This window comes from Streptomyces sp. NPDC052682 (genome assembly GCF_040678435.1).
In the GTDB taxonomy this organism is placed as follows: domain Bacteria; phylum Actinomycetota; class Actinomycetes; order Streptomycetales; family Streptomycetaceae; genus Streptomyces.
This window is the reverse complement of sequence record NZ_JBFATS010000008.1, coordinates 157,878-183,697: the sequence shown is the minus strand read 5'-3', so window position 1 is coordinate 183,697 and position 25,820 is coordinate 157,878. Positions and strand designations below refer to the sequence as shown.

Annotated in this window: 22 protein-coding genes; 13 read left to right on the top strand and 9 right to left on the bottom strand. The window is 73.7% G+C overall.

The genetic code is table 11. The annotated features are described in order from the left end of the window. Position 1: 1 nt before the first annotated feature. Positions 2 to 472, bottom strand: coding sequence for a PPOX class F420-dependent oxidoreductase (locus AB0K80_RS14895; protein ID WP_365669446.1), 471 nt, complete (start codon positions 470 to 472; stop codon positions 2 to 4). Between the two features lie 9 nt (positions 473 to 481). Continuing rightward, on the bottom strand, positions 482 to 844 hold the full coding sequence (locus tag AB0K80_RS14890; RefSeq protein WP_365669444.1) for an STAS domain-containing protein: 363 nt from the start codon (positions 842 to 844) through the stop codon (positions 482 to 484). 209 nt (positions 845 to 1,053) lie between these two features. Here AB0K80_RS14890 and AB0K80_RS14885 point away from each other — a divergent pair, with 209 nt between their 5' ends. Together AB0K80_RS14885 and AB0K80_RS14880 are read left to right on the top strand one after the other, a co-directional pair. Continuing rightward, complete coding sequence (locus tag AB0K80_RS14885; protein ID WP_365669442.1) at positions 1,054 to 1,776, top strand: ANTAR domain-containing protein; 723 nt, start codon at positions 1,054 to 1,056, stop codon at positions 1,774 to 1,776. A gap of 57 nt (positions 1,777 to 1,833) precedes the next feature. Further along, positions 1,834 to 2,535, top strand: coding sequence for a GAF and ANTAR domain-containing protein (locus AB0K80_RS14880; protein WP_365669440.1), 702 nt, complete (start codon positions 1,834 to 1,836; stop codon positions 2,533 to 2,535). On the opposite strand, the gene AB0K80_RS14875 is transcribed toward AB0K80_RS14880, so the two are convergent. The 3 genes from AB0K80_RS14875 to AB0K80_RS14865 all read right to left on the bottom strand — a co-directional run bounded on the left by AB0K80_RS14875 (position 2,518) and on the right by AB0K80_RS14865 (position 6,490). Beyond that, entirely contained in the window at positions 2,518 to 3,339 is an 822-nt protein-coding gene (locus tag AB0K80_RS14875; RefSeq protein WP_365669438.1) for a YceI family protein, read from the bottom strand. The genes AB0K80_RS14880 and AB0K80_RS14875 overlap by 18 nt on opposite strands. Before the next feature lie 92 nt (positions 3,340 to 3,431). Next, the gene (locus AB0K80_RS14870; RefSeq protein WP_365669436.1) at positions 3,432 to 5,966 is read right to left on the bottom strand and encodes an MFS transporter; all 2,535 of its coding nucleotides are present in this window, start codon (positions 5,964 to 5,966) and stop codon (positions 3,432 to 3,434) included. Between the two features lie 14 nt (positions 5,967 to 5,980). After that, on the bottom strand, positions 5,981 to 6,490 hold the full coding sequence (locus tag AB0K80_RS14865) for a MarR family transcriptional regulator (RefSeq protein ID WP_365669434.1): 510 nt from the start codon (positions 6,488 to 6,490) through the stop codon (positions 5,981 to 5,983). Between the two features lie 262 nt (positions 6,491 to 6,752). Between AB0K80_RS14865 and AB0K80_RS14860 the strand changes: the two genes are divergently transcribed. From AB0K80_RS14860 to AB0K80_RS14845, 4 genes are all read left to right on the top strand, one after another. Next, positions 6,753 to 7,283: a YbaK/EbsC family protein gene (locus AB0K80_RS14860; RefSeq protein ID WP_365669432.1), complete on the top strand. Its 531-nt coding sequence runs from the start codon at positions 6,753 to 6,755 to the stop codon at positions 7,281 to 7,283. A gap of 427 nt (positions 7,284 to 7,710) precedes the next feature. Further along, positions 7,711 to 8,292, top strand: a complete 582-nt coding sequence (locus AB0K80_RS14855; protein WP_365669430.1) for an NAD(P)H-dependent oxidoreductase — start codon at positions 7,711 to 7,713, stop codon at positions 8,290 to 8,292. Positions 8,293 to 8,368: 76 nt separating this feature from the next. Beyond that, positions 8,369 to 9,412 (top strand): phosphoribosylglycinamide synthetase, encoded by a 1,044-nt coding sequence (locus AB0K80_RS14850; RefSeq protein ID WP_365669429.1) that lies wholly within the window; start codon positions 8,369 to 8,371, stop codon positions 9,410 to 9,412. A gap of 131 nt (positions 9,413 to 9,543) precedes the next feature. Then, complete coding sequence (locus AB0K80_RS14845) at positions 9,544 to 9,759, top strand: hypothetical protein (RefSeq protein ID WP_365669427.1); 216 nt, start codon at positions 9,544 to 9,546, stop codon at positions 9,757 to 9,759. 567 nt (positions 9,760 to 10,326) lie between these two features. Here AB0K80_RS14845 and AB0K80_RS14840 read toward each other — a convergent pair. Then, positions 10,327 to 13,398, bottom strand: a complete 3,072-nt coding sequence (locus AB0K80_RS14840; RefSeq protein ID WP_365669425.1) for a BTAD domain-containing putative transcriptional regulator — start codon at positions 13,396 to 13,398, stop codon at positions 10,327 to 10,329. Positions 13,399 to 13,841: 443 nt separating this feature from the next. Here AB0K80_RS14840 and AB0K80_RS14835 point away from each other — a divergent pair, with 443 nt between their 5' ends. The 7 genes from AB0K80_RS14835 (at position 13,842) to AB0K80_RS14805 (ending at position 21,560) form a co-directional block, all read left to right on the top strand. Next, complete coding sequence (locus AB0K80_RS14835) at positions 13,842 to 14,990, top strand: transposase (protein WP_365669424.1); 1,149 nt, start codon at positions 13,842 to 13,844, stop codon at positions 14,988 to 14,990. Between the two features lie 122 nt (positions 14,991 to 15,112). Continuing rightward, a complete protein-coding gene (locus AB0K80_RS14830; protein WP_365669422.1) occupies positions 15,113 to 16,834 on the top strand; it encodes an acyl-CoA dehydrogenase family protein in 1,722 nt (573 codons plus the stop codon). Between the two features lie 2 nt (positions 16,835 to 16,836). After that, positions 16,837 to 17,763 carry a 4'-phosphopantetheinyl transferase superfamily protein gene (locus AB0K80_RS14825; protein WP_365669420.1) on the top strand — a complete coding sequence of 309 codons (927 nt, stop codon included), beginning with the start codon at positions 16,837 to 16,839 and terminating at the stop codon, positions 17,761 to 17,763. Further along, positions 17,760 to 18,677 (top strand): MBL fold metallo-hydrolase, encoded by a 918-nt coding sequence (locus AB0K80_RS14820; RefSeq protein ID WP_365669418.1) that lies wholly within the window; start codon positions 17,760 to 17,762, stop codon positions 18,675 to 18,677. The genes AB0K80_RS14825 and AB0K80_RS14820 overlap by 4 nt, the downstream gene beginning before the upstream one ends. A 19-nt stretch (positions 18,678 to 18,696) precedes the next feature. Beyond that, positions 18,697 to 20,292, top strand: a complete 1,596-nt coding sequence (locus tag AB0K80_RS14815; protein ID WP_365669416.1) for an acyl-CoA carboxylase subunit beta — start codon at positions 18,697 to 18,699, stop codon at positions 20,290 to 20,292. A 29-nt stretch (positions 20,293 to 20,321) separates the two neighbouring features. After that, positions 20,322 to 20,549, top strand: a complete 228-nt coding sequence (locus AB0K80_RS14810; protein WP_365669414.1) for an acyl-CoA carboxylase epsilon subunit — start codon at positions 20,322 to 20,324, stop codon at positions 20,547 to 20,549. Between the two features lie 171 nt (positions 20,550 to 20,720). Further along, positions 20,721 to 21,560: an AfsR/SARP family transcriptional regulator gene (locus tag AB0K80_RS14805; RefSeq protein ID WP_365669412.1), complete on the top strand. Its 840-nt coding sequence runs from the start codon at positions 20,721 to 20,723 to the stop codon at positions 21,558 to 21,560. A gap of 61 nt (positions 21,561 to 21,621) precedes the next feature. Here AB0K80_RS14805 and rfbH read toward each other — a convergent pair whose 3' ends face one another. The 3 genes from rfbH to AB0K80_RS14790 are packed head-to-tail and all read right to left on the bottom strand — an operon-like array spanning position 21,622 to position 25,333. Further along, complete coding sequence (gene rfbH, locus AB0K80_RS14800) at positions 21,622 to 22,983, bottom strand: lipopolysaccharide biosynthesis protein RfbH (RefSeq protein ID WP_365669410.1); 1,362 nt, start codon at positions 22,981 to 22,983, stop codon at positions 21,622 to 21,624. Further along, a complete protein-coding gene (locus tag AB0K80_RS14795) occupies positions 22,980 to 23,990 on the bottom strand; it encodes a Gfo/Idh/MocA family oxidoreductase (RefSeq protein WP_365669408.1) in 1,011 nt (336 codons plus the stop codon). Before AB0K80_RS14795 ends, rfbH begins: the two co-directional genes overlap by 4 nt. Further along, positions 23,987 to 25,333 carry an NDP-hexose 2,3-dehydratase family protein gene (locus AB0K80_RS14790; RefSeq protein ID WP_365669407.1) on the bottom strand — a complete coding sequence of 449 codons (1,347 nt, stop codon included), beginning with the start codon at positions 25,331 to 25,333 and terminating at the stop codon, positions 23,987 to 23,989. The genes AB0K80_RS14795 and AB0K80_RS14790 overlap by 4 nt, the downstream gene beginning before the upstream one ends. Positions 25,334 to 25,820 lie beyond the last annotated feature (487 nt).

The following is a 25,820-nucleotide window of genomic DNA, read 5'->3' as shown; positions in this document are numbered from 1 at the left end:
GCTACTCCTCCTCGGCCAGCCGCGCCGGGAACCCGCCGGTGGCCACCGGCCCCCACCGCTCGGGCGTGATCCGGATGAGGGACTTGCCCTGCTTGACCATCGCCGCCCGGTACTCGTCCCAGTCGGGGTGCTCGCCGGCGATGTTGCGGTAGTACTCCACGAGCGGTTCGACGGAGTCCGGCGCGTCGACGACCTCGGCCGTGCCGTCGATCTGGACCCACGGCCCGTTCCAGTCGTCGCTCAGGACGATCACGCTGACCCGGGGGTCGCGCCGGGCGTTGCGGGTCTTGGCCCGCTCCGGGTACGTGGAGACGACGATCCGGCCCGAGTCGTCGACCCCGCAGGTCAGCGGCGACCCCTGGGGGCTGCCGTCGGCCCGCCGGGTCAGCAGGATCGCGCGGTGCCGGGGGCGTACGAAGTCCAGCAACTCGTCCCGGGAGACGCGGGTGTTGCTCGCGATGTTCCGTGCCATGACCCCAGCCTAGGCTGCCAGCGCCTCGTCGAGGTTGTCGTACACCGGAACATCACGGCGCACTCCGGTCAGCTCCAGAACCCGCCGGGGCACTCCCTCCGCTTCCGCCACCACGTACACCCGGGTCCCCGGGGCCAGACGGCTGCGTACGTCGTTGATGAGGCGGACCCCCTGGGAGTCCATGAAGTGCGTCGCGGTGAGGTCGAGGACCAGCACCCGAAGCCGGTCGCCGCGGGCCTGAGCTGCGGACACGATGAGGGGCAGCAGGCGGGAGGCGTTGCAGATGTCTATCTCGGCGGGCAGGGCGAACAGGACGCGGCCGGGCCGGTCGCGCCGTTCGACGGGATTCGGGAGGAAGGTCACAGCACTCACCTGGCAGACGTTCGTCCGGATTCCGGTAAGGCCGCTTCCTGACCCGTGCGCCATTTCACCACGGCCCAGGGCGGCTGCGGAAGCGCGGGCCCCGGCCCGTCGGCCGGACGTCACCCCGGCGCAACCGAACAGCTAAAGTGCTTTCCGTCCTGTGCTCGCAGTCAGGAATGTGCTGCGGAGCTCTCCTGCGCACGGCCGGCTGGCCGTGCATGCCGAAGAGGTTCGTGGTGGCTGCGTCCGAGTTCTCCGATTTGCCCCGTAATCCGGCTGGCCTCGAGCTGGCGGAGGCGCTCACGGTGGCCGCTCGGCAACTGCACGACACGCACACCCCGCACAGCACCCTGCGCACCGCGGCCCGGCTGGCGGTGCACCTCATGCCCGGCGCGGAGCACGCCGGAGTCTCCGTCATCGACCGCGCCAACCAGCGCCGTACGATCGCCTGGACCGACGAGGTCGTCCGGTCCGCCGAGACCCGGCACCCGGGCCGCGGGCAGCAGCCGTACTGGGAACGGCTGTGGACCAGCCCCGTGGTGAAGATAACGGACAGTGAGACCGACGACGGCGGTGCTGTGCTGAGCGGGCTGGGCCTGCGCTCGGCGCTGTCGCTGCGGCTGCGCGCCGACCGCCGCCGGCTCACCGTGCTGACCGCCTACGCCCGCAAGCCCGGCGTCTTCGACGAGCACGCGACCCGGATCGGGCGGCTGTTCACCGCGCACGTCAGCATCGCGCTGGACTCGGCGACCGTGCGTGAGCAGCTCACCGAGGCCATGCACACCCGGGACCTGATCGGCCAGGCCACCGGCATCCTCATGGAACGGCTGGACATCGACGCGGCCGGGGCCTTCGAGTCGCTGGTGAAGGCCTCGCAGCGGGAGAACGTGAAACTGCGCGACCTCGCCCGCCGCATCGTCGAGGCCCACAACCCCGTGTGAAAGGCGGCCGGGTCGCCCGGTGGCGTCAACGGTCGCGTGCGGGATACCCGTACGGTCATGAGACCGGAGACGTCCGACACGCTGGAAATGGCCATGGTGCGCAGCGGAGGCCTCGACACGCTGCTGCGCGATCTGACGGATCGCGCGGTGCAGGAGGTGCCCGGAGCGGTGGCCTGCAGCATCACCGTGCGGCGCGAGGGACGGCTGCTGACCCTGGCCGGCAGCGAGGGCCTGCCGAACGGCCTCGACCAGCGCCAGTACGAGAACGGTTCGGGCCCCTGCGTCCAGGCCGCCGAGACCGGCATCGAGCAGTACGCCCCCGACCTGTCCGCGGAGACCCGCTGGCCCGAGTACACCGAGTACGCCGTGTCGGCCGGCGTGTGCTGTGTGCTGGCGGTGCCGCTGGAGGTGGCGGACGGCACCGGCGCCGCCATCAACTTCTACGGCCTGCAGCCGGGCGCGCTGGGCCCCGGGCGGGACAAGGCCCGCGGGTTCGCCGCCCGGGCCGCGGACGCGATCGGCATGGCGCTGCGGATAGAGCGCCGGCGCCAGTCGGCGGCCGATGTGCGCACCGCCCTGCTCTCGCGCAGCGTCATCGACCAGGCGATCGGCATCCTCATGGCCCGCGAGCGGATCGACGCCCGTGACGCGCTGGCGCGGCTGCGCCGCGTCTCCCAGGACAAGAACGTCAAACTGCGCGACCTGTGCGGCCAGTTGGTGGCATCGGTCGCCCAGTCCGGCTCACGCGGCCGGCAGTGACGCGCCCTGCACGGCCTGGATGTCCAGCTCGACCCTGAGGGTCGTGCCGATGGCGGCGATGCCGGCCTGGACGACCTGGTTGTAGTGCAGCGCGAAGTCCTCGCGGCGCAGTTCGGCCGTGGCGCGGAACGCGGCCCGCACCCCGCCCCACGGGTCGGGCCCGGTGCCAAGGTAGGCCAGGTCCAGGTCGACCGGCCGCACGACCCCGTGCAGGCCCAGCTCGCCGTGCACGGTCCAGCGGTCGGCGCCGGCGGCCGTCAGCCCGGTGGAGCGGTAGGTGATCTCCGGGAACCGCGCCACGTCCAGGAAGTCCGCGGACCGCAGGTGGGTGTCGCGCATGCCGTTGCCGGTGTCGATGGAGGCGGCCCGGATCACCGCCGCCACCCGCGACCCGGTCACGTCGTCCGGGGCGATCTCCACCTGCCCGGAGAACTTCGTGAACCGCCCGTGCACGCTGGAGATGCCCAGGTGCTGCGCCACGGCGGCCACGCTGGAGTGCGCCGGGTCGATGGTCCACGGCCCCGGCGGCGGCAGTTCGGTGCCGCCCTGCCGGGCCAGCGTCACCGTCCCGACCTCGGCCCGCCGGCTCGCGGTGACGAGCGCGCTCGCGGCGGCGGGCGCGTAGCCCACGGCCGTGACGATGACGGTGTACGCCCCCGGCTTCAGCGGTGTCGCATCCCGCACGGCCCCCTCGGCGTCCGCCTCGGCGCGCAGCACCTGCGTGCCGGTCATGTCGGTCACCGTGACGACCGCGTGCGGCACGGCCCAGCCGTCCCGGGTACGGACCCGCGCGGTCAGTCCCATCTCACCCAGCTCCTCGCAGAAGAACCGGCCCGTGGCGGGGCGCGCCCGAGGATCGCTCAGCGCGCTCGCCCGCCACGGGCCGGGGTCGTGACTTACTCGCCCGGGTGGGCGAGTTCGATGTCGTGGCCGTCGACGCCCTGGCCGCTCACCGTCAGGGCGGTCGCCACCGGCGGGTAGCCCGTGGCGATGACCGTGTACTCGCCGCCGTCGAGGTCGGTGAAGGCGTACGCCCCGTCCTCGCCGGTGGTGGCCGAGCCGACCACGTTGCCCGCCGCGTCGACCAGGGTCACCCGGGCGTCGGCCAGCGGCCCGTGCGGGGCCCGTACGACACCCCGGAGCCGGGCGCCGGCCTCCAGGTCCACCTCGATCCGGGTCACGCCGGCGCCGCCCACCTCGACGGGCAGGGCGCGCGGCCGGTACCCGGCGGCGTTCACCGCGACGGTCACCGCGCCGGGCACGAGCTCGGCGAGGGAGAACTCGCCCTGCTCACCCGTGGCGGCACTGGCCAGCAGGTCGCCGCGCACGTCGGTGACGATCACCATCGCGTCCTTCACCGGCAGCCCGCTCCGGGCGTCCCGGACCACACCGCTCAGGCCGCTGGTGCCGCTGAGCAGGATGTCGTAGGCGACCGGTTCGCCGTCGACCACGACCGTGGACGCCTGCGGCTGGCAGCCGTCGGCGGAGGCGATCAGCACGTACGAGCCGGAACCCGGCGCGTGCAGCGCGTAGGAGCCGTCGGACTGCGCCACGGACCGGCCAAGCTGACGGCCCGTCAGGGAGATCAGCGTGACGGCGGCCTGCGGCACGGGCGCGGACTCGGCGCCGCGCACGAACCCGCGCACCGGGATGCCGGAGGAACCGGAGGCGCCGGAGGTCTCCTCGGCCCGGGCGGCTTCGGCCACGGCCGCGAGCCGCTGCGTGCCCTCGGCGCCCTGGGCCCCGGTCTCCGGCACGGACCGGCCGGGCACCTGCTCGGTCACAGCGGCCACGGCGGCCGGGGCGGCGGCCTCGGCGGGCGTCTCCTGCTCGGAGGCCTGCGCCAGCGCGCCCTTGGTCCTCAGCGGGACCTCCTTGATGAACACGGCCACCAGCAGGGCGAGCAGCGCCAGCGGCGCGGAGTAGAGGAAGACGTCCCCGACCCCGTGGCCGTACGCCGACTCCACCACCGTGCGGACCGGTGCGGGCATCGCGTTGAGGTCCGGGATGTTGCCGTCGCCGGTGCCGGCGTGTCCGAGGGCCGCGCCCTTGGCGCCGAGGCCGGCGAGGCCGTCCTTGACGTAGTCGGTGATGCGGTCGGCCAGGACCGCGCCGAGCGCGGAGACGCCGACGGCACCGCCGAGGGACCGGAAGAAGGTCACCGTGGAGCTGGCCGCGCCCAGGTCGGTCGGGGCCACCTGGTTCTGCGTGCACAGCACCAGGTTCTGCATCATCATGCCGATGCCGAGGCCCAGCAGGGCCATGAAGAGCCCGACCTTCCAGTACGCGGTGTCGTACCGGATGGTCCCCAGCAGTCCGAGGCCCGCCGTCACCAGCACGCCGCCGGCCAGCAGCCACGCCTTCCAGCGCCCGGTGCGGGTGATGACCTGGCCGGAGACGGTGGAGGAGACGAACAGGCCCGCGATCATCGGGATGGTCATGACGCCGGACATCGTGGGGGACTTGTCCCGGGCCAGCTGGAAGTACTGGCTGAAGAAGACGGTGCCCGCGAACATCGCGACGCCGACGAACAGCGAGGCCAGCGAGGCCAGCGTGATGGTCCGGTTGCGGAACAGCCGCAGCGGGATGATCGGCTCAGCGGCCTTCGACTCCACCAGGGCGAACAGCGCGAACAGCACCACCGAGCCGCCGACCATCGCCGCGGTCTGCCAGGACAGCCAGGCGTACTTGTCGCCGGCGAACGTCACCCAGACCAGCAGCAGGCACACGGCGGCGGAGATCAGGAAGGCGCCGCCCCAGTCGACCTTGACCTGCCGCTTGACGACGGGCAGGTGCAGGGTCTTCTGCAGCACGATCAGGGCGATCACGGCGAAGGGCACGCCGACGTAGAAGCACCAGCGCCAGCCGAGCCAGTCGGTGTCGGTGATGACACCTCCGACCAGTGGGCCGCCGACCATGGCGGTGGCGAAGGTGGCGCCGAGGTAGCCGTTGTACCGGCCGCGCTCGCGCGGCGAGATCATCGCCGCCATGATGATCTGGGCCAGCGCGGACAGACCGCCCATGCCGATGCCCTGCACCGCGCGGAACGCGATGAGCATGCCCGGGTTCTGCGACATCCCGGCCGCCGCCGAGCCGGCCACGTACACCACGAGGGCCAGCTGCACCAGCAGCTTCTTGGAGAACAGGTCGGCGAGCTTGCCCCACAGCGGGGTGGAGGCGGTCATCGCCAGCAGCGCGGCGGTCACGACCCAGGTGTAGGCGCTCTGGCCGCCGCCGAGGTCGCTGATGATCCGGGGCAGGGCGTTGGACACGATCGTCGACGACAGGATCGCGACGAACATGCCGAGCAGCAGCCCGGTCAGGGCTTCCATGATCTGCCGGTGCGTCATCGTGGCGCCGTCGGAGGAGCCGTGGGAGCCCGCACTGTGCCTGCCATGAGCCCGCACACCGGCTGGTGTGGTTGTTGCCATGGGTTTCCTATCTCTTACGTGGTCGCGGGTGTACGGGTGGTCTCGGGGAGTACGGGAGGAGCGGCCGGGGCCGGCGGCGCGGCCCGGTGGGCGGGCCGGCAGTCGCCGAAGCTGTCTCTGAGCCGGGCCATCAGCCGGGTGAGCCGGCCGACGTCCTCGTCGGACCAGTCGCTCAGGCGCTCGGCGAGCAGCCGCGTGGTGCGCCGGGACAGTTCGTCGAGCAGGGCGTGGCCCGCCGGGGTGAGGCGCAGGATGCGGGAGCGCTTGTCCGCCGGGTCGGGGGAGCGTTCGATCCAGCCGCGTTCGGCGAGGTGGGCGACGTGGCGGCTGGTGACCGACAGGTCCACCGCCAGCAGTTCCGCGAGCTTGCTCAGACGCATGTCGCCGTGCCGGCCGAGCAGCGTCAGGACGGCTGCCGAGCCGCTGGGGCAGTCGGCCGGCAGGATCCGCCCGAGCTCCCGCTTCACGGCGCCGAATGCGCTGAACTGACGGATCAGCTCCTCGTACTGCGCTCGCTCGGCCATGACACCTCACTTTGTTGCTCAGGGCAACCATCATGGCAAGGTTGGTTACTACAGGCAAATAAATGGGCGGGGTGCGGGGCTAAAAGGTTGGCAAAGGCGCGCAGGGCGGCAGATATGGGCAGGTCGCGGGCGGTGCCGGGCAGGTGCCGGGGCGGGAAGCAGGCGGGACGGAAAGAGGAGCGGGGCGTGCGACCTTGCGGATGCCGGCGGACAGCACGCGACGTACGAGGGACGACCCGAGGAACCGAAGGAGAGGGATCCGGTGCCTACCCTGCTCGACACCCGTGACGGTTCGACCGCTCACCCCGCGCGGACCTCCCGCGACTGGCCGGGGCTGCTGACCACCTTCGATCTGCGGGGAGCCCGCTACCGGGTGCTCCCGCACGCTCCGGAGAGCCGCGTCGAGGAGGCCAGCAGACTCCGGGGCAGCTCGCTGGCGCAGTCGGCCCGGTGCCGGCTGGTCCGGGTCCGGCGCGGCCGCCGCGTCCTGTGCGAGGTGCTCACGGTGGTGCCGGGCGACCGGACGGTCGACCTGGTCGCCGTCGCCCGGCTGTTCGGCGGTACGGCGGCCACGTTCACCCCGCCGCACACCGTCGAGGAGCTCGGCGGCGGCCCGGAGGGAGTGCTCGTTCCCTTCGCCTGCGCACCGGGGGTGGAACTCGTGGTGGAGCCGGCGCTGCTGGAACACGAGGAGATCCACTTCAACGCGGGCCGCCTGGACGTCTCGGTCGCCCTGCGCACCGAGGACTACCGGCGGCTGGCCCGCCCGACGGTGGCGCGGATCGCCGCCTGAGCCGTCGTCGGGGTCGGCCCACTTGTCCGGGATTGTCCGGGGGTTTGTGCGTGCCGTCGGGTCGGGTGCGGTGTGCCCGTCCTGCCGTCGCCCCCGGTCCGAGCCGCCGCCCGTGAGGCGGCCTCGTGGGCCCGGCCGGTTTTCCCCCGGCCGGCCGGGCCCTTCCGGCAGCCGGGGCCCGGGTCCCGTCCGGCCCTGTCGGCCCCGCTGTTCCCGGCTGTTCCCGGCCGTTCCCGGCCCTCCAGCTTCCGGGCCCCGCAGGGGACCTCTCCCCCCGTCGTCTCGCTGCGGGGCCCGGGAACCCACGGGGAAGGGCGGGCGGGAACGAGACGGGAACGGGACGGGAACGCGCCCCGGCATGCTCATCACTCCATGACCAGAGCCGGGTCCTCCGGGCCCGGAAGCGACCTCTGAGAGGACCAAGGCCATGCCCAAGATCGTGCTCGTCTCCGGCAGCATCCGCCGGGAGTCAGCGAACACGGCGGTGATCGCCACCATCCGGCGGCTCATCGAGCAGCGGGACGAGCAGTACGAGATCACCGAGCTGTCTCTGCGGGACTTCCCGTTCTTCGACGAGGACCTGGAGAGCGCCGGCGGCACGCCCGAACTGCTCGCCGCTCACGCGGAGGTCGCCTCCGCCGACGCGCTGATCATCAGCAGCCCCGCCTACAACGGCTACCCGTCGGGCGTCCTGAAGAACGCGCTCGACTGGCTGTCCCGGCCGGCCGGCGCGGACCGCTCGCCGCTCGAGGGCCTGCCCGCCGCCGTCGTCAGCGCCTCGCCCGGCCAGGCCGGCGGGGAGAACGTCCAGCCGCACGTGCGCCAGATCCTGACCAACTGCGGCGCCAAGGTCATCGACTCCGAGCAGGTGGCCGTCGGCAACGCCCTGGAGCTGCGCACGCCCGAGGGCGTCATCACCGAGCCCGCCGTGGTCAGCGCCCTGGCCGGCCTGGTCGACGCGGTCACCGGCCACATCGGCGCGGCCGTTCCCCAGGAGGCGGCGGCGTAACCCACCGGGGTCCCGGCTCACCCACCCCGACGCACGCACTCGGATCCCCCCACCACGAGAGAGGCGGCTCGTGATCATGGCGGCTCGACCGGACGACAAGCGGCTGCTGTTGGTGCTGCCCCGGTACCAGCTGGTACGGAAGGCGGTCGCCGCCGGCTTCGACGTGTGGTCCCTGTGGGATCCCCGCCTGATCGACGCACCGAGCCTGCGCCGCGTCGCGGACGCCTCGCACGAGCTCCTGCTCACGGACCACTCCGACGAGCAGGGGCTTCGTGCGCTGGTCGGCGCCACCGTGCGGCGGCACGGTATCGGTCATGTCGTGCACCTGGGCGCGGACGACCCGCTCGACCTCGTGCTCCCGGCGCTGGAGGAGGCCTGGCGGCTCGGCCGGGCGCCCAACCCCCCTTCCGCGGTACGGGCTTTGAGCCGTGTCGCGGCCACGTCACCACAGCCCGAGCACCACCCCAGTCCCGGTCTTTCCGGCCCCGCGCCGGAGTGGCCGGGATTCAGCGTTCAGGCGTTCTCCGCACAGGGACGGCACCGGGTCATCGGTGTCACCGCCCGCCGGGCGAGGGGCCATCTGCATCCCGCTCCGCCGACGGCGCTGGACCGGCTGGCGGTGGACCGCCCGGCGGTGGACCGGCTCGTTGCCCGGACGCTGGACGCCGCCGGTCACCGCTTCGGCCCGGCGCACCTGGAGATCGCCCCCACCGCCGACGGGCCGTGCGTGGTGCGGGCCCGGGCCGGGCTCGGCGGTGACCGCATCCCGCTGCTGGTGGACATCGCCCACGGCCTCGACCTGGAGACCGCGGTCCTCACGGCGCTGCTGGGCCATGAACTGGGCCCGGTGCCCGAGCCCGCCCGTTTCGCGTCCATCGGGTTCTTCCGTCTCCCCGCCGGACGACTGCGCACGGTGGCGGGAATCGACAGCATCTGCGCCCTGCCTTATACGCAGGCGGTGCATTTCCCGTATGGTCCGGGGGATTTCGTGCCGGTCGCACAGGACGTCCGCAATGGCTATGTGGTGGTCTCCGGAGAAACTCCGGAAGAAGCGGACCGGCGCACCGGTACCGCCCTCGGTCTGCTGCGCGCGGACATACGGGAAGAGCCACGGGAATGAGACGGTAACGGAGGTGATGTCGCAGGTCGGGCGGGAGGAAGGAGAGAGTGGGAAGAGGGGAACGGAAAGGGAGGAGGCTTTGGAAATCTCGGTGGCGTCAGAGGGAATGACATCCATCGAAGGGGCAGGAAATGCGCGGCAAGATGACCGGCGTGATGGGCGTGATCGCTACGGCTGGCATGTGGGGGTTTGCTGTGACAGGTCCGGTCGGCTCGACTCTCGCGGACGACCACGGCCCCTCCCACGCACCCGCCTCCGTCGTGCTCGCCGACGACCACGGCCCGTCGGTGGGGCCGAGGGGATCGGCGCTGCGGGCCGGGTCCTCGGCCGCGTTCCCCCAGATCTGATCAGCCCACCGGCGCGTGCGGCCGGACCCGGTGACCTCGGGTCCGGCGGAGGCTGACGAGAGGTGCCCCAGGGCCCTGGCCAGACGGCCAGGGCCCGACGCGTGCCCCGCGACCGGCGGCCCGGGGGGCCAGGGATCGGGGGTCCTGGGCTCCGTGGCTCCTGGGCTCCGGGCCCGAGCGTGTCACCGGAGCCGGGCGGATACGGACGTACAGGCCGGGGCGCGGGCGGACGCGGAGGCTCGTCCGGGCGTGAGCGGGACGCGGAGGCTCGGGCCGGGGCGCGGGCGGATACGGACGTGCAGGCCAGAGGGCGGGCGGATACGGACTACAGGCCGGGGCGTGGGTGGGGCGCGGACGCTTGGGCCGGGGCGTTGGCGGGGCGCGGAGGCTTGGGCCGGGGCGCGGGCGGATACGGACGTGCAGGCCAGAGGGCGGGCGGATACGGACTACAGGCCGGAGCGCGGGCCGGGCGCGGAGGCTCAGCCGAGCTCAGGCGGACGCGGACGCTCAGGCCCGAGCGCGGGCCGACGGGGACGTACGGGCCCGAGCTCGGGCGGACGCGGACGCTCAGGCCAGGGCGCGGGCGTCCAGCGGCACTCCCATTGCGGTGAAGAGCTCGTCGGCGCGGCGTCGGCAGTCTTCGGAGCTCTCGGCGTCCCCCAGTTCCTTGTCGGTGTCGGCCAGCCCGTGCAGCGCCTGCGCCGTCTCGTAGCGGAACGCTATGCCCGACGACAGCTCCAGCGCCCTGCGGTGCCGGGTACGGGCCTCGGAGAACCGGCCGAGCGCGCGCAGGACCCGGCCCGCCGCGTTCTCCACCGTGGCCCGGCGGGCGGTGGTCTCGTTGGCCGCCAGCTCCGTGGCCCGCTCGATGTAGACCAGCGCCTCCTCCGGCCGGCCCAGCATCACGTGGGCGTCGGCGTAGTACGACAGGATCAGCGCGGTGTTGGCGGGTTTGTCCAGCCGGTCGCAGAGCTCCAGGGCCTCGTCGAGCCGTTCCAGGGCGGTCTGCGGCTGCCGCAGTCCGAGCAGGGCGAGGGACAGGGTGGACAGGGACACGATCGAGTTGCTGATCTCCCCTATCTCCCGGTACAGCGCCAGCGAGCGCGCCGCCGCGTCGGCCGACTCGCGGTACCGGCCCAGCCGGGCGTTGACCGAGCCGAGCAGCCCGAGGCTCACGGCCTCCTCGCGCACCTGGCCGAGCTCGTGCTGGAGCTCGGCCGAGCCGGTGAGCAGCTCCAGCGCCGCCCCGAACTCGCCCAGGCTGTTGTAGACCTGGCCCAGCCGGCTCATGCACACCGCTTCGCCGAGCCGGTCACCGGCGCGGGCCACCTCCAGCGCCTCCCGCAGGTGCGCCGCGGACTCCTCGTACAGGCCGAGCCGCCACTGCCCCATGGCCAGGTTCGTCAGGCTGATGCGCAGCAGGACCGGCTGGCGCAGACTGCGGGCCGCCGCCACGGCGGCACGGTTGGTCTCCTGCAGGTCGTGCGGGTAGTTCCTGATGTGGGAGTGGAAGCCGAGGGCCCGCGGCAGGTACGCGGCGTGCAGCAGCAGCTCCCTCTCCACGGCCAGGTCCACCGCGGACAGCAGGTTGTCGCGCTGCCGGTCCAGCCACCGCAGGGCCTCGTCGGCGGTGGCGAAGTCGGGGTGCAGGGACCACCCCTCGGGGAGGAACTCGGGGAACCGGGGCCGCTTCGGGAAAAGTGTGTCGCAGGCGTTCTCCGCCGTGAGCAGGTAGTGGTCCAGCAGCCGCCGTACCGCCTGGTTCTCCTCCTCCTCGGCCTGCCGGGTGCCGAGCAGCCCGCGGCAGAAGCTGCGCACGAGGTCGTGCATCCGGTACCAGCCGGGCTCGTGCTGCTCCAGCAGGTGCGCGTCGAGCAGGTGCTCCAGGATCTCCTCGGCGTCGTCGGGACGGCAGTCGAACAGCGCCCCGGCGTCCGCCGGGTCGATGTTGCGCCCGGGATGCAGGCCCAGCAGCCGGAAGGCCGTGCGCCTGTCCTCGTCCATCGCCTGGTACGACATCCGCAGCACGACCGCGACGCTCCTGCCGGTGGAGTTGAGCTCGTCCAGTCTGCGGGTCTCGTCGCACAGCCGGTCCACCAGCCGCTGGATGGTCCAGTGCGAGCGGTTCCTGAGCCGGGCGGCGGAGATCCGGATCGCCAGGGGGAGGCCGCCGCACAGCCCTATCAGCTGGGCGCAGGCCTCCGGTTCGCGGTCGAAGCACTCCTCGCCGAGCGTCCGGCCGAGCAGCTCCCGGGCGTCGCCGTCGGTCAGGACGTCCAGCGTCAGCCACCGGGCACCGTCCAGGTCCACCAGGCGGGGCCGGCTGGTGACGATGGTGAGGCAGTTGGGGGAGGCCGGGATCAGCGGCATGACCTGCTCGGCGGTGGCCGCGTTGTCGAGGACGATCAGCAGTCTGCGCCGGGCGGTGATCGACCGCCACAGCACGGTGCGGGCGGCGGGGTCGTCGGGCAGTTCCTCGCTGGGTACCCCCGCCGACGCCAGCAGCGCGTCCAGCGCGGCGGCCGGACTCAGCGGCTCCTGGCCGGGGGTGAAGCCGCGCATGTCCACGAAGAGCTGGCTGTCCGGCCAGTACGGGGCGAGCTGGTGGGCGGCCTGGACGGCCAGCGCGGTCTTGCCGCTGCCGCCCATGCCGTCGATCGCGATGATGTGGGCCCAGCCGCCGTCCTGGTCGAGGGCCGTCTGCCGGATCCACTCCAGCTCGGCCGCCCGGCCGGAGAAGTCCGGCAGGGCGTAGGGCAGGGTGCTCGGCGACGACGGCAGCGCGGGTCCGGGCGCCGTCGGCTGCGGTGGTGCGGGCGGCATCGCCCGCGGCGGTAAGAGGGCCGTCGGCTCCGACGCGGAGGGCGCCGGCGGCTGGGCGGCGGAGGGGCCCGGCGGTGGCGGCGGAAAGGCCGGCGCGCCTGCCTCGGCCGGGGACGCCACGGGGCCGGAGGGGAGCACGGCCGGCTCGCGCAGCGGTTCGGGCGGGCCCAGTTCGGGGCTCTGCCGCAGGATCTTCTCGTACAGGTCGGTCAGGGTCGCGCCGGGGTCGATGCCCAGCTCCTCGGCGAGCAGGTGCCGGACGCGTCCGTACTCCTCCAGGGCCTCGGCCTGCCGTCCCGTGCGGTACAGCGCCAGCATCAGCTGGCCGCGCAGGGTCTCGCGCAGCGGGTGCTGGTTGACCAGGACCCGCAGCTCACCCACGATCAGCCCGGCCTCGCCGGAGGCCAGTTGCAGGCTGAACAGCTGCTCGGCGGCGGCCAGGTGCTGCTCCTCCAGGGCCGCCGAGGCGGCGTCGATGACCGAACCGCCGAACCCCGCCATCACCGGCCCGCGCCACAACTCCATCGCGGCGCGCAACTCATCGGCGGCCGCGCCGCGTTGGCCCTCCTCCGCCGCCTTGCGCGCCCGTCGCAGCCGGGACCGGTACTGGCTCAGGTCCAGGTGGTCCTCGCCCACCGCCGCCCGGTACCCGGGGCCGTCGGTCAGGATCATCTCGGCGCCGCCCGGGATGCGCTGCCGCAGTTCGGCGACCGCCTTGCGGATCTGGTGCGGGGCGCTGGTGGGCGGACACCCGTCCCAGGCCGCCTCGACCAACCGGGGCACCGGCACCACCCGGTTCGCCTCCAGCAGGAGCATCACCAGGGTGCGGGCCCGCAGTGTTCCGCCCAGTTTCAGGGGCGTGTCCCCGTACCAGCCTTCGAGTGCGCCAAGGATGCGAAATCTCGGGCCCCGAATGATTGCGGCACCATGTGCCATCCTCGTACAGCCCCCCGTCGACGATCATTTCAGGCCTGATCGAAACTGCCCGATTCTATGCGGGCCGGTCCGATCGCATCAATTGAAACCTGTACGTTCCGTGACCGCGTTCTCACGGTTCCAAGCCCTCTTCATAACGGCTCTCCACGTCACGTGGTGGGCCGTTTTCGGCCTTCCCGCGCTGATGACACGCCGTGCCCGCGCCCTGCCGCCGTGCGGGACCGAAGCGGAATCGAGCCGGGAAAGGCACGGGAGCGATCCCGGCCATGGTGCGCAGGGCCGGGCGTAGCCGCTCCGGCAGACCGTCCGGAGGGGGAAGGACGATGCGCGACGACCATGACGAGGTCTCAGCGTTCTGCGCGGACCTGTTCGCCTCACTGCCACGCCGCGGCCAGCGGCACAAGGCCGAGCAGTACGTACGCGCCCTGCTGGCCGTGCCCGGGCGCAAGACACTGCGGAACATCGCCGACTGGATGGGCGGCGGGCCCGGTGGGCGGGAGCCCGCGCGGACGGGGTCCGCCCAGCAGAGCGTCCACCACTTCATCAGCGACTCCTCGTGGGACTGGGCCCGGGTGCGGCGTGCGCTCGCGCGGCATGTCGAGGACGCCGTCGCCCCCCGCGCGTGGGTGGTCAGGCCGCTGGTCATCCCGAAGGCCGGACCGCACTCGGTGGGGGTCGACCAGCAGTTCGTACCGCACCTGGGCATGACCGTCCACGGTCAGCACGCCTACGGGGCCTGGCTCGCCTCCCCGCACACCGCCGTTCCCTGCGACTGGGCCCTGCTGCTGAGCCGTGCCTGGCTCGACGACCCCGGGCGGCGCAGCCGCGCGCAGATACCGCCCGGCGAGGTGCCCGCCGGGCCCGAGGAGGTCGCGGGCCGGCTGGCCCTCGGAGTGTGCCGGGAGACGATGTCCAGGCGGCCCGTGGTCATCGACGCCGAAGGCCTCGATCCGGCGCGTACGCTGCGGATTCTCGCCCCGGCGGGCGTCGCGGTCCTGGTGCGGGTGCCCGCGGCCACGCCGCTGCGGGCCGATCCCTCCGTGCTGCACGGCTACAGCGAACGGCCCGTCACCGCGGAGCAACTCCTCGCCGGGATGCGGCGCTTGCGCCGGCCGGCCGAAGGGCGCAGGGTGCGGGCGGCGGTGCCCGTGGTGCTGCCCGCCGACCCGCGACGGCCGCTGCTGCTCCTCGCCGAGTGGTCCGCCGGAACCAGGGGCCCCGACCGCTTCTGGCTGGCCGCCGCGCCCGCCCCGGCCGGGTCCTCGGCCACCGGCGAGGACCTGTTCGCACTCGCCGCGCTCGCCGACACCGTGGAGGTGACGTTCCGTCAGGTCTCCGAGCGGACGGGGCTACGGGACTTCGTCGGGCGCTCCTTCCAGGGCTGGCACCGCCACATGACCCTCGCCTCGGCGGCGCACGCGGTGGCGGTGCTCCACGACCGCCGTGCGGAGCGCGGGGTGCGCGCGGCCTAGCCGGTGGCACACCGGCCCCTTGATGCCGGAGGGCGGCGCCGCCCGTTCGAGCCCTGCGCGAGCAGCGCTCCAGCACCGTCCGCGACGGTTCGGTACGAACCGGACGCGAGGAGACCAGGACGATGAGGGCACCGGCACCGGCACCGGCATCGCGGAACGCGGCGGCCCGCCGGGCCGCGCTGGAGGCGGTGCTCGGTGACCCGCGCGAGGCGGGCAACCCGCTGGGGGACGCCGCCGTGCTCGCGGCGGACCACCGCGGGGAGCTCCCGCTCGGCGGCGAGCCGCTGCTGGCGTCGTTCGCCCTGCACGAGGACTTCGTGCCGCGGGAGTACGGCGGGCGGCTGGCGGGCCTGGACGAGGCCGCCGTCCTGCTGCGGGCGGTGTTCCGCAGGGACGCCGCGCTCGGACGCGGGTACGGCTCCGCCTCCCTGGCCGCCGCCCTGCACGTGTGGTGCTACGGCACCGAGGAGCAGCGCAAGCGGACGGCCCGGGCGCTGCTGGCCGGTGAGCGGATCGCCGGCGGCCGGGCGGCCGAGGACGGCCTGACCGCGACACCCGGCGGCCGGCTGGCCGCACTGCGCCTGACCGGCCGCACCGCGGCCCTGGTCAACGCCCCCCGCGCCACGGGTTTCGTCGTGGTGCCCCGGCACACCGGCCCGGACGGCGAGTCGGTGCTCCTGCTGCACCGCGACGACCTCCCGGCACGGGCGGTGGTGCAGCTGTCGCCGTACGACGTGACGGTCCCGCGCCGCATTCCCGCCGGGGAACTGGTGCTGCAGGACTGGCCGGTGCCCGCCGGAGCGGTGATCGGCGAGGCGGGCGACGGCCAGTGGGTGACCCGGCGGGTGTCCCAGGTCCGCCACGCCCTGGTTCCGTCGATGGCGGTCGGCTGCGCGGACAGCGCGCTGCGCACCGTGCTGACGGCGGTGCTGGCCGAGCGCGGCGGGGTGCGGGGGCTGCGCTCCCGCGTCACCCGCCGGCTGGTGGCGGGCGCGTTCGCGGACCTGCTGGCCGCGGACTGCCTGTCGCTGGTGGCGCTGCGTTCGCTGCACCTGATGCCGGAACGGTCGAGCATCTGGTCGGCCGCGGCCCGCTACCTGGGGCTGCGGCTGCTCCAGGAGGGCGTGGGCGACCTGCTGACGGTGCTGGGCACCGACTCGATGCGCGGCGACGACGGCCTGGGCGTCTTCCACAAACAGGTGCGGGACCTCGCGGCGCTGCCGCCGGGCCCCGCCGGGTCGGCCGCCGCCCTGGCCACCCTGCTGCCCCAGCTGCCGACCCTGGCCCGGCGGTCCTGGACCGCGCAGGGACGGGCGGCCGGGGAGGAGCTGTTCCTGCCGGACGGACCGGTGCCGCCCCTGAACAGCGCGCGGCTGAAGCTGGCGGCCGCCGACGACGGTGTGACCGTCCTGCTCGCGCAGGCCCGGGACGGCGTGCCGGGCCTCCCGGCGCAGGACTGGCCGGCCGCCCTGCCGGACGAGCTCGCCGTGCTGCGGGAGCAGTGCCGGCGACTGCCCGAACTGGACCCGGCCGCGCTCGCCAACCCGCGCGCGTTCGCCCTGGCCGAGCGGTACGCCCTGCTCGCCGCGGCCGCCGCCTGCCTCGGGGTGTTCCAAACGGCCCGGCACACCGGCCGGGGCGGATTCCTCGCCGAACCGGCCTGGCTGCTCACCGCCCTGGCACGGATCGGGGTGCGGCTCGGGCTGCCGGTGACGGCGCCCGGCGCCGCCGCGGGCGAGGACGTCCTGCTCGCCGAGGCGGTACGGCGCTGCCGTGCCGCCCGCACGTTCGACCTGTACGACACCGCGCTGGGCGCCCCGGCCCGGCCCCGCGAGAAGGGATGACCATGTCCGTACGCCGTGGTCTGGCAGGACCGCCTCCGTTGCGCCTCGCCTCCCCCGACGGCCCCTGGGAGGCGCTGCGCGGCGCACTCGGGGACGGCGGTTACGGGCTGGCGTACGGCACGGCGAGCACGTGGGCCGCCGCCGCGGACGACTCCGCGCTGTCCCGGATCCTCGGGCACGAGTACGGCCGCTACCAGGCGCTCAGCGGCACCGCCCGCGCCCGGTTCGCCGCCTCGCGGCTGCTGCTGAAGCACGCGGCCGCCGCCGTCCTCGGCGCGGAGCCCGCCGACCTGGAGCTGGCCCGCCGCCCGGGGGGCCGCCCCTATCTGCGCGGCTGCGGCCGGCTGGACGTGAGCCTCAGTCACACCGGGGACGTCGTCGCGGTGGGACTGAGCCGGCTCGGCCCCATCGGGGTGGACGTGGAGCCGGGGGACCGCACGGCCTACGGCACGGGCCTGGAGGAGGACGTCTGCACCGAGCACGAGCGGGCGGCGCTGGGCTGGCTGCCCCAGGAGGGCCGCAACGCGGCGGTGATCCGGCTGTGGACGCTGAAGGAGGCGTACACCAAGGCGCTGGGGCTGGGCACGCGGCTGTCCTTCCGCTCGTTCGGGTTCACCGTCCCGGCGACCGCGACGGCCGCGCCCCGGCTGCTGGGCACGGACGGGCTGCCGGCCGACGACGGAGGCTGGCACTTCGAGACCCACGCGCTGGACGACGGCTGCACGCTGAGCGCGGCCGTGGGCCCGGCCCCGCACGCCACGGACGGCACCCCGGACACGGCCGGGATGGTGGACCGGGGCCTGATGGGCGCGGTGGTCGGCTGCTTCCGCAAGGACGCCGCGGCAGCCCAGGGGGAGGACTTCGCCGAGGACTCGCGTGAGGAGTCCCGCCGCGCCTTCGGCGCCGGCCGCGTGGGGAGGGCCGTATGAGCCGGGGCTCGGTGCGGGACGCCCGTCTGGTCGAGGTCGATGACGGGGTGCACGCGTACGTGCAGCCGGACGGCGGCTGGTGCCTGAACAACGCGGGGCTGATCACCGCGGGCGGACGGCCCGCGCTGATCGACACGGCGGCGACCCAGGCGCGGGCGCTGGCGCTGAAGGAGGCCGTCAAGGCCGTCACCCCGCGTCCGCCGCGCTATGTGATCAACACGCACCCGCACGGGGACCACACGTTCGGCAACCGGTTCTTCGCGGACGAGGCGGTGGTGATCGCCCACGAGGGCACCCGCGCCGAGATGGACCTGGCCCAGCTGCACCTGACCGGGCTGTGGCCCGACGTGTGCTGGGGCGACCTGACCGTGGAACTGCCGACCCTGACGTTCCGTGAGCCGGTGACGCTGCATCTGGGCGACGTCCGCGCCGAGTTGTTCCATCCGGGCGTGGCGCACACCACCAACGACACCGTGGTGTGGCTGCCGGAGCAGCGCGTGCTGTTCGCCGGCGACCTGGTGATGAACGGGGCCACGCCCTTCTGCCTCACCGGGTCGGTCGCGGGCACGCTGGACGTCGTCGGAAAGCTGCGGGCGCTCGGCCCGCGCGTCATCGTGCCGGGGCACGGGCCCGTCGGCGGCCCGGAGCTGCTGGACACGGTCGAGCGGTACCTGCGCTGGGTACAGGAGCTGGCCGCGCAGGGCCTGGCGGCGGGGCTGAGCCCGCTGCAGACCGCACGGGAGGCCGACCTCGGCCCGTACGCGGAACTGCTCGACAGCGAACGGCTGGTGCCCAACCTGCACCGGGCGTTCGCGGAGGCCCGCGGCGCGGAGCGGGGCCATCCGCTCGACGTCGGGCTGCTGTTCTCGGACATGGTCGAGTTCCACGGCCGGCTCCCCGAATGCCACGCGTGAGAGAGCGAAAGGGGCAGAAGTGAGCGTCATCCAGGAGACCGACGGGCCGGCGCCGAGCGGCGGCTCGTCGACCCGCGCCCGGGTGGAGGAACTGGCCGCGCTGCGGGCGGCCGTGGTCGCCGGGCCGGGCGAGAAGGCCACCCGCGCCCAGAAGGCGAAGGGCAAGCTGACGGTACGGGAACGGCTGGACATCCTCTTCGACGAGGGCTCGTTCACCGAGATCGAGGCGCTGCGCCGGCACCGCGCCACCGGGTTCGGGCTGGAGGACCGCCGCCCGCACACGGACGGTGTCGTCACCGGCTGGGGCACGGTGGACGGCCGGCCGGTCTTCGCCTACGCCCATGACTTCCGCATCTTCGGCGGGGCGCTCGGCGAAGCGCACGCCCAGAAGATCCACAAGCTGATGGACCTGGCGGAGCGGGCCGGCGCACCCGTGGTGGGGCTGTGCGACGGAGCGGGCGCCCGGATCCAGGAGGGGGTGACGGCGCTCGCCGGATACGGCGGCATCTTCGTGCGCAACGTCCGCAACTCGGGCGTCATCCCGCAGATCAGCGTCATCATGGGGCCGTGTGCGGGCGGTGCCGCCTACTCCCCGGCGCTGACCGACTTCGTGTTCATGGTGCGCGGCACCTCGCAGATGTTCATCACGGGCCCCGACGTGGTGCAGGCCGTGACCGGCGAGCGGATCACCCACGAGGAGCTGGGCGGCGCCGACGTGCACGCCGAGCGGTCGGGGGTGGCCGGATTCGTGTACGACAACGAGGAGTGCTGCCTGAAGGACGTACGCCACCTGCTGTCGTACCTGCCCTCCAACAACCGGGAGATGCCGCCCGGCGCGCCCACCTGCGACCCCTCCGACCGCCGCACGGAGTCGCTGGTGGACCTGGTGCCGGCCGACCCGAACCAGGCCTACGACATGGCGAAGGTGATCGAGGAGATCGCCGACCACGGGGACTTCTTCGAGGTGCACGAGCGCTGGGCGCCGAACGTGATCTGCGCGCTGACCCGGCTGGGCGGCGAGGTGGTGGGCATCGTGGCCAACCAGCCGCAGCGGATGGCCGGGGTGCTGGACATCGAGGCCAGCGAGAAGGCGGCCCGCTTCGTGCAGATGTGCGACGCCTTCAACATCCCGCTGGTGACCCTGGTGGACGTGCCCGGGTTCCTGCCGGGCGTGGACCAGGAACACGGCGGCGTGATCCGGCACGGCGCGAAGCTGCTGTACGCCTACTGCAACGCCACCGTGCCGCGGGTGCAGCTCATCCTGCGCAAGGCCTACGGCGGGGCCTACATCGTCATGGACTCACGGTCCATCGGCACGGACGTGTCGCTGGCCTGGCCGATCAACGAGATCGCGGTGATGGGCGCCGAGGGCGCCGCGGGCGTCGTCTTCCGCCGGCAGATCGCGCAGGCCGACGACCCCGAGGCCATGCGCGCGCACCTGGTCAAGGAGTACAAGGAGGAGCTGATGCACCCCTACTACGCCGCTGAGCGCGGCCTGGTCGACGACGTCATCGACCCGGCCGAGACCCGCTCCGCGCTGATCCGCACGCTGGCGATGCTGCGCTCCAAGCACGCGGCGCTGCCCAGCCGCAAGCACGGGAACCAGCCCCAGTGAGCGCCGGGCAGCGGCCCACCGGGCCCGAGATGACGACTCTGCTCGGCGGCGTCTCCTGGCGCGTCACACGCGGCAACCCGACCCCGGAGGAACTGGCCGCGCTGGCCGTGGTCCTGGCGGCCCGGATGCGCGCGGCGGACCCCGGGGAGCAGGCCACGGCCCGGCTGCGCGCCGCGCACTGGGACGGCCCTGCGGCCCGCCGCCCGGCCCGCGCCTGGACGGCCCGCTCCCTGCCGGGCTGGCGCTCCGCGGCGTAGCTCCCGGGGCCGGGAAACGGCGCCGGGCGGGGCACTGCCCGGGGACGGGGCGAGAGTGACACTCTCGCCCCGTCGGCGTAGGGAGAGGCGGGGCGGGCGGCCTACCGTTTCGGTCAGCACCGCGGCAACGCGGCAGCGAGCAGTCTTCGCCCCCTACGACGAGGAGCTAGCGTGGTGCGGTTCAACCTCATCGGCCCGTTCGAGATCGTCGCGGAGGACGGCCGGTCCTACCTGCCGAGCACGCCGAAGGTGTGTCAGACCCTGGCACTCCTGCTGACCCGGGCGAACGAGATCGTCACGGCCGACGCTCTGGTCCATGAGCTGTGGGGGGAGAGCCCGCCCCGCAGCGCGATGACGACCCTGCAGACGTACGTCTACCACGCCCGGCGCATGTTCGTGGCCGAGCAACTGTTACCGGACGACCGGCCGCTGCTGGTCACCAGAGCGCCCGGCTACGCCGTCCAGGTCGAGGACGACGAGGTCGACATCAAGGTCTTCGAGCGGCTGGTCGCCGAGGCCCACGCCGACCTCGGCGCGGACCGCTGCGAGTCGGCCGTGCACAAGGTCGGCCGGGCGCTGGAACTGTGGCGCGGGCCCGCGCTGTCCAACGTGCCCGCGGGGGACCTGCTCACCGGGCACATCGTGCATCTGGAGGAGCTGCGCATCCGGGCGCTGGAGATCCGGATCGAGGCGGAGGGCCGGCTCAACCGGCACCGGGAGTCCATTCCGCAGCTGCGCAAGCTGGTCAACGACTACCCGCTCAACGAGTGGTTCCACAGCCGGCTCATCATGGCGCTCGGCTCCGCGGGCCGCCGCGCGGAGGCCCTGCAGGCCTACCAGAACCTGCGGCGCATCCTCGCCGAGGAACTGGGCCTGGAGCCCTCCCCGGACCTGCAGCGGCTCCAGCTGGAGCTGCTCGGCTCCCGCCCGCAGCGGACCACCCAGGGGCCCGGGCCCGCCGGTTCCGGCCCTGCCGCGCAGGGCCCCGCGCGGTTGCCCGTGTTCTCCTGACCCATGCGAGGGCCCCCGCCGGCCGCACGGCCGGCGGGGGCCCTCGCATGCCCCAGGCGCGTCAGGAGTGCTTGGCCGCGAAGTCCCGGACGGACTCGGCGATCCAGTCGACCCGCTGCTCGTCGAGCCCGGGGTAGACGCCCACCCAGAAGGTGTGCTCGGCGACCAGGTCGCTGTTCTCCAGGGAGCCCACGATGCGGTGCGGGCGGTCCTGGTAGGCCGGGTGCCGGGTGAGGTTGCCGGCGAAGAAGCGGCGGGTGCCGATCCTGCGGGACTCCAGGAAGTCCACCAGGCCCTTGCGGGTGAACCCGGCGTCGGGACGCACGGTGAGGGCGAAACCGAACCAGCTCGGGTCGCTGCCCGGCGTCGCCTCGGGCAGGATCAGCCCGGGCACGCCGTCCAGTCCCTCCCGCAGACGGCGCCAGTTGGCGCGCCGCGCGTCACCGAAGGCCGCCAGCCGGCGCAGCTGGCTCAGGCCCAGCGCGGCCTGCAGGTCGGTGGCCTTCAGGTTGTAACCGACGTGGGAGAAGATGTACTTGTGGTCGTAGCCGTGCGGCAGCGTGCCCATCTGGTAGTCGAACCGCTTGAAGCAGCGGTTGCTCTCCCCCGGCTCGCACCAGCAGTCCCGGCCCCAGTCCCGCAGCGACTCCACGATCCGGGCCAGCGCCAGGTTGTCGGTCAGGACGCAGCCGCCCTCGCCCATGGCGATGTGGTGCGCCGGGTAGAAGCTGGTGGTGGCGATGTCGCCGAAGGTGCCGGTGAGCCTGCCGCGGTAGGTCGAGCCGACCGCGTCGCAGTTGTCCTCGATCAGGAACAGGTCGTGCTCCTCGGCGAGCGCGGCGACCTCCTCGGCGGCGAAGGGGTTGCCGAGGGCGTGAGCGATCATGATGGCCCTGGTGCGCGGGCCGATGGCCTCGGCGATCCGCTCCGGGGTCGTGTTGTACGTCGGCACGTCCACGTCGACGAAGACCGGCACCAGACCGTTCTGGATGATCGGGTTGACGGTGGTCGGGAAGCCCGCCGCCACCGTGATGACCTCGTCGCCGGGCCGCAGCCGCCGGTCCTCCAGCAGGTGCGAGGTGAACGCGGACAGCGCCAGGAGGTTCGCGGAGGAGCCGGAGTTGGCCAGATGCGCCTTGCGCAGTTTGAAGAACCGGGCGAACTCCCGCTCGAAGCGCCGGGAACTGACACCCGAGGCGATCCGCATCTCCAGCGCCGCCTCCACCAGCGCCACCCGGTCCTCGGCGTCGAAGACCGCGCCGGAGGGCCAGACCTCGGTCTCGCCGGGGACGAACTCGCCCCCGCCGCCGCCGTGCTGGTCCCCGTGGGCGTGGTAGGCGCGTACCTGGTCCAGGATCGCGGCCTTGGCCGCCGCCCGCTCCTGCCCCGTCGCGGCGGTGTCCGTCTGCGGGCTGTCGGTCATGGTGCATCGCCTCCCACGGCGTACTGAGCCTGTCGATGGATGTCGGCGGTGAGCTCCGCCTGTCGTGTGCTGATCGGGCCGTACGGGTCGTCCCCGCCGCCGGCGCTCTCGCCGGTCCTGACCGCCCGGGCGAACGCCTGGAGGGCGCCGGCGCACTGGTCGTACGGCTCCAGCTCGTGCCGCCGGGTGCCGTCCGGGCCCTCCACCAGCAGCACCGGGCGGTGGTCGGCCGGTGGGGTGAAGGCGTGGTCGAGGCGGAGCCTGCCGGTGCTGCCGAGCACCTCGTAACGGGACGTGTAGCGGTGCTCCATGCCGAAGGTCAGCTGGGCGGTGACACCGTCCTCGTCCCGGCACAGCAGGGCGGCCCCCGCCACGTCCACGCCCCGGGCCGGATCGGTGCGCAACACCGCCCCCGCCACCCGCAGCGCCGGGCCGAGCAGCAGCAGCGCGGCGCGCAGCGGATAGCCGCCGACGTCGAGCAGGGCGCCTCCGCCGAGGTCGGCGCGGTAGCGGATGTCGGCCGGGGGCCGCGGGGGGATGGTGAACGCGGCCGACACCGCGCGGATCTCGCCCAGGGCGCCCCGGGCGATCAGGCCGGCCACCGCCCGGTGCTGCGGGTGGTGGACGAACAGGTAGTTCTCCCTGAGCACCAGCTTCGACTTGTGCGCCAGGGCGAGCAGTTCGGCGGTCGTGCGGGGGTCGGTGGTCAGCGGCTTCTCGGCCAGCACGTGCTTGCCGGCCTCCAGGGCGGCACGCACCCAGGGCGCGTGCAGGGCCGCCGGCAGGGGGACGTACACGGCGTCCACCCGCGGGTCGTCCAGCACGGCCCGGTAGTCGGGCAGCGCCTCGGCCCCGTACGCGGCGGCCACGGACCGGGCGCGCGCGGGGTCGCGGCTCGCCACGGCGGTGAGCGTGACACCGGGGGTGCGGGACACGGCGGGCAGGATCCGGCGGGTGGCGATGTCGGCGGTGCCCAGCAGGCCGAGCCGCACGGTGCCCGTGGTCATCGGGCCCTCTGCCGCAGGAAGCGCAGGCAGGTGAGCAGGTTGCGGGCCTCGACGTTGACGTGGTTGGAGTAGCGCAGCAGGGTGCCGAGCTGACCGGGCGTCATCCACATGTGGTCCTCGCCCGCGTCGAGCGGCACGCTGTCGCCGACCTCGACGACGAGGTAGCGGTTCTCGGCGTGGTGGAAGCGGCCGCCCTCCTCCGAGTGCACCACGTCGAAGAGGATCTGCGACGGCGACGCCGACAGCACGAGGTCGAGGAAGGCGGGCCGCTGCTCCTCGGGGCGGCCCGCGTAGTTGGCCGGGCAGCACTGCACGGTCGGCGCCATCTCGGCGATGTCCAGGGAGCCGGCCTCGGTGCGGGCGTTGACCAGGACATGGCGCCGGCCGTCGATCTCCCGGGTGAGGAAGGCGACCACGCCGCGGTCCGTCGGGGCCAGCATCGGCTGCGACCAGCGGGTCACCTCGCGGCCGTCGGCCTCGACGTCCACGCCGATCACCGAGAAGTAGCGGCCCTCCTCGTGGACGATGCGCTCCCCGGTGTGCGTCCAGCCCTTCACCTGCGCGAGCGGGATGCGGCGCCGGTGCAGGTCCTGCGGGGCCTTGATGTCGGTGAACCAGCTCAGCAGCTCGGTCATCGAGTGGCGGCCGCGGTTCTCGGCGCCGGGCCCCCCGCAGTCTCCGGGCCAGGGGTCCGGCAGGCCCGACAGGACGGTCCGGGTGTCCATGTTGACGACGTTGTCCAGGGCCAGCAGGTCCCCGATCTGCTCCATGGTCAGCCAGCAGAACCCGTCGCGCAGCGGCACGTCCTCGTCGGCGGGCAGCTCCACGATCATGTTGCGGTTGCGCTTGTGGTGGAACCAGGAGCCCTGCTCGGACTGGAGCGCGTCGAACAGGACCCGCCCCCGGGGCGGCGCCAGGAAGTACTCCAGGTACGGCACGGCGGCGCCCTGGTGGACCCGGGTGAAGTTGGACCGGGTGGCCTGCACGGTCGGGGACATCTGCAGCACGTTGATGTTCCCCGGCTCCATCTTGGCCTGCAGCAGGAAGTGCCGTACGCCGTCGAACTCCTTGACGAGGATGCCGAGGATGCCCGCCTCGGGCTGGACGATGATCGGCTGCATCCAGGACCGGGTCTCCCGGCGGCCGGTGGTGATCTCGACGCCCTCGACGGTGAAGAACTTCCCCGTGCGGTGCCGCAGGTTCCCGGTCTCCGGGTCGGTCGCCCAGCCGTCCAGGGCATCGAGGGGCACAGGCGTCACGCGGTGCCGGTGGGTGGCGTTGCGTTCGGCGAACCAGTCGAGGAACTCGGATGTCTGACGGAAGCGGAACACGGTGGAAATCACGGTGGGGCCCTCCCGGTCGGCTGATGTGCCGCCAGCATTCGGCACGGCGGTAGAAGGCAGCTCGAACTCTGGGCGCGCCCCCACGCCGGCCCGGCGGCCCACCGGCTCCGGCCGGCCGGCTCCGGCCGGCCGGTGTCCCGTGCGACCGGTGTCCCGTGCGACCGGTGTGGTGTGGGGCGGTGGCGGTTGCGGGGTGGGTCGGGTGGTGGGGCGCGGTGGCGGTGACGGGCTCGCTGGTTCGGTGCGGTGGTGGTCGGTTGTGCTTGCGTGGTTCGGTGCGGTGGCCTGGCGGTCAGGGGGTGCTCGGGTGCGGTGGTTACGGGGTGCTCGAGATGTTGCCGGCGCGGTGCGGGGTGCTGGGGTGGGGCGGGGACCGCGACGGTCCCGGGGGCCTGCGGTTCGGCCCCGCGCCCTCCCAGCTCCGCCCTACCGCCTGGGCCGGCCGAGCCGCGGGGGGCGCGCGGCCGGCGGGACCGCCGCCCGGCTG